The organism is Microbacterium sp. (assembly GCF_036566905.1).
Classification (GTDB): Bacteria; Actinomycetota; Actinomycetes; order Actinomycetales; family Microbacteriaceae; genus Microbacterium.
Genome location: NZ_DATCVK010000010.1, coordinates 1 through 5,244, shown reverse-complemented (window position 1 = coordinate 5,244; position 5,244 = coordinate 1). Strand labels below are relative to the sequence as shown.

Here is a 5,244-nt window from a genome sequence, read left to right as displayed (position 1 = left end):
CACGTCGATCCGTCTGACTCCGCACTCGGCGCATCGCACGTAGAGAACCCGACCCTCTGATGTGGAGTGCGCCGACTCGACGATCCACCCATGCTCATGACCCGTGAGCAGTGTGTTCGATGCCGGGACCGCGACATCCGTGCTCACTCCGCTCGTTCTGCCCCCAGCGGGCGCCCTCATGTCCATGCTCCGAGCCTGCCGCGTTCGCCCGCTCGTCGGCAGCCCCGGCCGACCGATGCGCGCAGCCTCCAGCCGACCGATGCGCGCATCCACCGGTCGGCGGATCCGCCGTCTCGGACGAATGCAGTGGGATTCACCGCCAGAGGGACATCTCCGCGCGGACCCACACAACAGCGTTCCTCCTGCAGGTTCCGCCAGAAGACGCGCGTCAGGTCGGTAGCCCTGCGGGTCGCCGAGCGGTGACGAGATACTGCGGCTGGGTCGCGTCGTAGGTGGAGTCTGCGAGGCTGAGACCCGCGGCCGCGACATCGGCGAGGAGTTCGTCGTGGCGGAAGGGCCACATCGGCAGCAGTTCGGTCGTCACCTGCAGCTGGTCACCATCCTCGAGCGCTGCCACGGAGATCTGCAGGTGGTGTTCGGTGTCCCATGAAGGCGGCACCTGCCAGGCGTACGCCACCACTGCCTTGCGGCCGGCGCGTTCCACGAGCCGGTCCCAGACGTCCAGCCTGCTGCCGGCCGAGCGGATCTGCTCCCAGTTGCGGGACGTCAGCGCCAGCACCCCGCCCGTCGCCAACACGAATGCCATGCCGTCGAGTGCGGCGCTCCGGCCACTGCGTCCGACCGCGTGCGCGAGCGAGTTCCCGACGCAGAACACAGCGTCGAACCGGTCCTGCCAGCCTTGATCGGGTAGCTGGTCCCAGCGGCATACCCGCGTCGACACCTCGACCCCGTAAGCGTGAGCCAGCGCCTGGGTCCGCTCGACCATCGCCGGGCTGGCATCGCACGCGGTGACCCGGAACCCGGCCTCAGCAAGCCCCACCGCCAGCAACCCGATCCCGCAGGCGCAGTCCAGGATCTGTGCCCCCGGCTCGAGCCCCGCCGTCACCATCTCGAATCCCTGCGCATTGCCCGCCGGTGACGCCTTGGCATCCGGTACCAGCCACTCATACACCGACGCCAATGAGCCGTACGCAACCTCACCCACAGTGATCCCTCCCACGCACATCGTGGCACGCCCATTCCGCCAGTGCCAGGGCGTGGGTGTCGGGTCACTCCGTGTCCAAACGACTGAAAGACTGTAGACATGGCGGTCATCGACGACGTTCGAGCGCTGGGCGCAGAGTTGGAGCGCTCCTACCATGCCTACGTGCGCGGGCGATTGAAGTTCCGGGTCGGTCAGATGGTCTACGTCGCGTTCTCCCTCGACGAGAGCGTGATGGGGTTCGCCTTCCCGAAGGAGGAGCGGGCAGCGCTCGTCGGGGGCAATCCGCGCAAGTTCCAGATGCCCACGGACTCGGATCTGCGCTTCAACTGGGTTCATGCGGATCTTGCGGCCCTGGAGCCGGACGAGGCCCGCGAGCTCGTCGTCGATGCCTGGCGCATGGTGGTGCCGGCGAAGATCTCCCGCGCCTACGATCTCGCGCATCCCACGGGCCCGCACTGAGAACTGACGCGTGCCCTAACCGATCTTGCACGGAATGCGGCCCGCTCAGGCGTGGACGAATACCGTGAATTCGCGGCGCCAGAGTGCTATCTCCGCGCGGAACCTACACCGCGGGACTCGTTGGGTCGCGCTTGCTGAGATCCGCTACTTCACCGGGATCGGCAGCCTCCGGGACGGCATCTCAGAGGTTGCGGCGTACGTCCGGGTCGTCTGCGAGCCGGTCTGCCAGGCGCGCCACGGCTTCCTGCTCGGCCTCGCTCAGCGGCGGGAGGCCGACTTCGTCGGCCGGAATGCCCGCGTACGGGTCGGCGCCGGGGAACTCCTCACTGAAGGAGCCGGCGACGACTCCCCCGGGGGGAACCTCGTCGCCTGCGGCGCCCAACAATGTCTCTTCGCCGGGAGCCTGCTCCGGTACGTCGTCTCCGAGGTGCTTACGATGCCACTTGCCGCTCATGTTCACTCCCACCAGTACTTGACTCCCACCAGTACCAACAGTGCCACACACCGATCATCATCGCGACGATGAAGATGTGGGCGACGTTTGTAGATCGCCGGCATCATCCACCGAGTGTTGATGAAGCCTAGGGCGTCCGAGCGAACCCCGGGCTCGCGGAAGAGGCGGTCGGTCAGATTGCCGAGCACACCGCCCCGCTCGAGCGCACGGCGCTACCTTTCCGGGGCTCTGACCGCCGGCCCGCCGAGCCGATCCGTTTGTGGGGCGCGGCGGCTTACTCGCCGATGTCGGCCAGGTGTAGGAATTGGCCATCTTCCGTGGAATCCAACCCCCTCAAACCTGGACAAATACGGTGGATTCGGCGTCAGGGTGGCATCTCCGCGCGGAAACCACACGGTCCTTGGAGAACTGGTCATTCTCCCACCTGGTCTTCATCGACTCCCCCAGCCGGTTCACTGAACCGGCGACGCCGAAAGGCGCTGCCCGCGGGTACTGCTAGCGTCAGCGCAACGCTGCCAAGAGGGAAGATCGGACTGAGTTGGTTTCGCGAGATTTCGCACATCGACGTCCCGGACCTGTTCTTGCTCGCAAGCGGGGTCGGGATCGCCACAGCGGTCATCGCATGCATCACCCAACTCCTCATCGGGACCCCCAACCCGCTGCTTTCGCTGGGCTTCCTCCCCTACGCGCTGCTGATCGCAGTGCCCATCTGCGTGATCGCGAGCATCCTCGCACTGAGTCCGGGGCTGGGGTCGCGAGCGTTCACCGCAAGGCTCGTTCGTTCGGGACGCGCAGAAGCCATCACGAGCGGGCTTGGTGCGGTGGCAACGGGCGCGGCGGTCGCCCTCGTCATGGCCGGCCCGCTGGGTGGGTTCGGTCCTGCCTTCTGGACAGGAATCGCAGCATCGGCCATCGGAGGAGCCGCATTGGTCGCCTGGACCCTCCGCTGCTCGCACATGGAGTAGCTCCGCCCCAACCCACGCCAGCTCTCGATAGCCATCGCGTTGAGGGATCCTCAAACGGACACAGTGGTCTGCGCGTACCCGCACTCGCTGCGCGGTCGCGACACTTTCGCGGGTAGACCCCGTTCAGACGTGCTCGAACGCACCCAGTCCTGTGCACGGCCAACGAGGTCCGACCAGGGCGTCGCGGCGGAGGCGTATGCGTTGAACTCCTCCAGATCCTCTTCGGAGGCACCGTTCTTCCGGAGGTGAAGGGCTGTCTTCCGGCGGTGAAGGGCTGAGGTGGCCTCGCGTGACGAGCCGGCTTAGCTGGACCTCCGGTCGCGCCCGCGAGAAAGGCAGCTACAGCACCGTTCAAGTCACGGAGAAGACGCTGTTCGGCTGTGGCAGGCTGGTTCGGTGACTTCACTGCGTGAGTGGCTGCCGGCGGGGATGCCCGAGTTCCGGATGGCGCTGCCGCACGGCTGGACCATGTACGACTCGTCGGGCGACACGGAGCGTTCCCTGCTCGAGAACGCGCGCGTCCGGCTGCGCGAAGCGCACCGGCCTGACGTGTACGCCGCGCTCGAGGCTCACGTGACCGGGGCGCTGGCAGCGGCACGCAAACAGGGCGCCTTCGGCATGATCATGGCGGGCGGGGACGCCCCGACACGGTCCACGCTCCTCGATTCGGTGCATGTCGGCGACGCGGTCTGCATCCCCACCGAGGTGCTCGACCCCTCCGGCATAGTCGCCGCGGCCAAGAGAAGGGATGCGGTATGGCGGATCTGAGCGGCGGTGCCGCGACGACGTTCGCGCGCGCGGCGACGCAGTGGACGCCATTGGACTGGTGGAAGCTCGAGGCACGTGCGCTGCACCGCGTTCCCGAGCTCCGTCGGTCGCTGGCGGCCTTCGCGCCGACGGCTGCCTGGAGGGACCTCGCGAAGAACGTCGCGCCGGCATGGGGGTGCCTGCTCACGCTGTCGAACATCGCGAGCTTCACCTTGCCCGTCATCGCGCTGCTCTTCCTGCTGTCGTGGATTTTCGGGCGCAATGATGTCGCGCCGGTGGGTGTCGCCGGGCTGCTCGCAGGCGTCGCCGCGCTCATCGCGGGCATCGGCATCGCGACGGAGTTGCGCGAGTCGCTGGGCACCGACCCGAAGATCCATCGGATGCTCGGCTCGCTGCATCTCGTGCCGTCGGCGATCGGGTTGCTCATCGCCGTCGGTGCGATCGCACAGGGGGCGGCGGATGGCGTGTGGGGCGTCGTGGGGCTGCTGGCAGACGTGATCGTCGGCATCCTGCACTTCCTGATGTTCCGTGGACCCGCCCACACCGGAAGCGATCGCTGGCAGCGCAGTTTCTCCCGTCTCGAGGCTGCGCTGGATGGCATGCCGCCCGACGAGCGGATGCGCATCCACAGTGACATCCAGACCGCGCTCGCGGACCTGAGCGACCGCGGGCTGATCTCGCGGGAGGATTTCGCCCGCGCCCGCGAGCTGCGCATCGGCATCCTGGGGATGACGATGGCTCCGCGCGAGGACCTCACGCCGCGATGAGCTCCACTGTCCTCGATCCGGGCTCCGCGAGGCGGACCGCGTAACCATGACGTCCATGGCCTTCACCCTCATCCGGCCGGAATCGCGCCCCTGGATCGGTGGCGCGACGGCGGATGACGTCACCGTTGCAGAGGCCGACCGCGTCGCGCTGGTGCTCCGCGGCGACTACGAACGATGGTCGCGATGGGCCTTCGGGCTCGCGTGCTTCGTCGTGACGGCACTGGGCGTGTTCGTCGCCGTTGGGATGGTCGATGCCATCGCGCAGCTGGGAGGCCCGCCGTCGCTCGTGGACGTCGTGGTCACGGTCGTCGCCGTGATCCTCGCCGGCGCCGCAGCCTTCGGGCTCGTGCGGCTGTGGCTCACCGGGCGAGCGCTCACGACGAGCGCCGCTGCGTGGCTGCGCGCGCCATTCCGGGCGGGTTCTCGTCAGCGCCGCCCCGGCGGGTGGGTGCAGGCGCGAACCGTCTATCTCGAGCCGCGCAACCTCGTGAGGCTGCTGACGTCCTCGCTGGCGTTCCTCACCGCGATCTTCGGCAGCGCGGCCGCGGTTCGTGACCTCGTGGCCGGTGACTTCAGCGGACTGTCTGCCGCAGCGGGCATGATCGGTCTGATCGCGCTCGCGTGCGGGCTCGGCCAAGCGGGCGGCGTGCTCCGCATCGGCTCCAG

At 68.0% G+C, this 5,244-nt stretch carries 6 protein-coding genes; 4 read left to right on the top strand and 2 right to left on the bottom strand.

The annotated features are described in order from the left end of the window. Positions 1 to 388 precede the first annotated feature (388 nt). Positions 389 to 1,069, bottom strand: coding sequence for a class I SAM-dependent methyltransferase (locus tag VIP82_RS01165; RefSeq protein ID WP_331905470.1), 681 nt, complete (start codon positions 1,067 to 1,069; stop codon positions 389 to 391). A gap of 195 nt (positions 1,070 to 1,264) precedes the next feature. Here VIP82_RS01165 and VIP82_RS01160 point away from each other — a divergent pair, with 195 nt between their 5' ends. Beyond that, complete coding sequence (locus VIP82_RS01160) at positions 1,265 to 1,624, top strand: MmcQ/YjbR family DNA-binding protein (RefSeq protein WP_331905469.1); 360 nt, start codon at positions 1,265 to 1,267, stop codon at positions 1,622 to 1,624. A gap of 181 nt (positions 1,625 to 1,805) precedes the next feature. Here the strand turns inward: VIP82_RS01160 and VIP82_RS01155 are convergent, their stop codons facing one another. After that, positions 1,806 to 2,078, bottom strand: coding sequence for a hypothetical protein (locus VIP82_RS01155; protein WP_331905468.1), 273 nt, complete (start codon positions 2,076 to 2,078; stop codon positions 1,806 to 1,808). Between the two features lie 1,361 nt (positions 2,079 to 3,439). On the opposite strand from VIP82_RS01155, the gene VIP82_RS01145 reads away from it, so the two are divergent. From VIP82_RS01145 to VIP82_RS01135, 3 genes are all read left to right on the top strand, one after another. Beyond that, positions 3,440 to 3,811: a hypothetical protein gene (locus tag VIP82_RS01145; RefSeq protein WP_331905467.1), complete on the top strand. Its 372-nt coding sequence runs from the start codon at positions 3,440 to 3,442 to the stop codon at positions 3,809 to 3,811. Next, positions 3,799 to 4,578: a hypothetical protein gene (locus VIP82_RS01140; protein WP_331905466.1), complete on the top strand. Its 780-nt coding sequence runs from the start codon at positions 3,799 to 3,801 to the stop codon at positions 4,576 to 4,578. Before VIP82_RS01145 ends, VIP82_RS01140 begins: the two co-directional genes overlap by 13 nt. Before the next feature lie 55 nt (positions 4,579 to 4,633). Then, a partial coding sequence (locus VIP82_RS01135) for a hypothetical protein (protein ID WP_331905465.1) occupies positions 4,634 to 5,244 on the top strand: 611 nt, incomplete at its 3' end.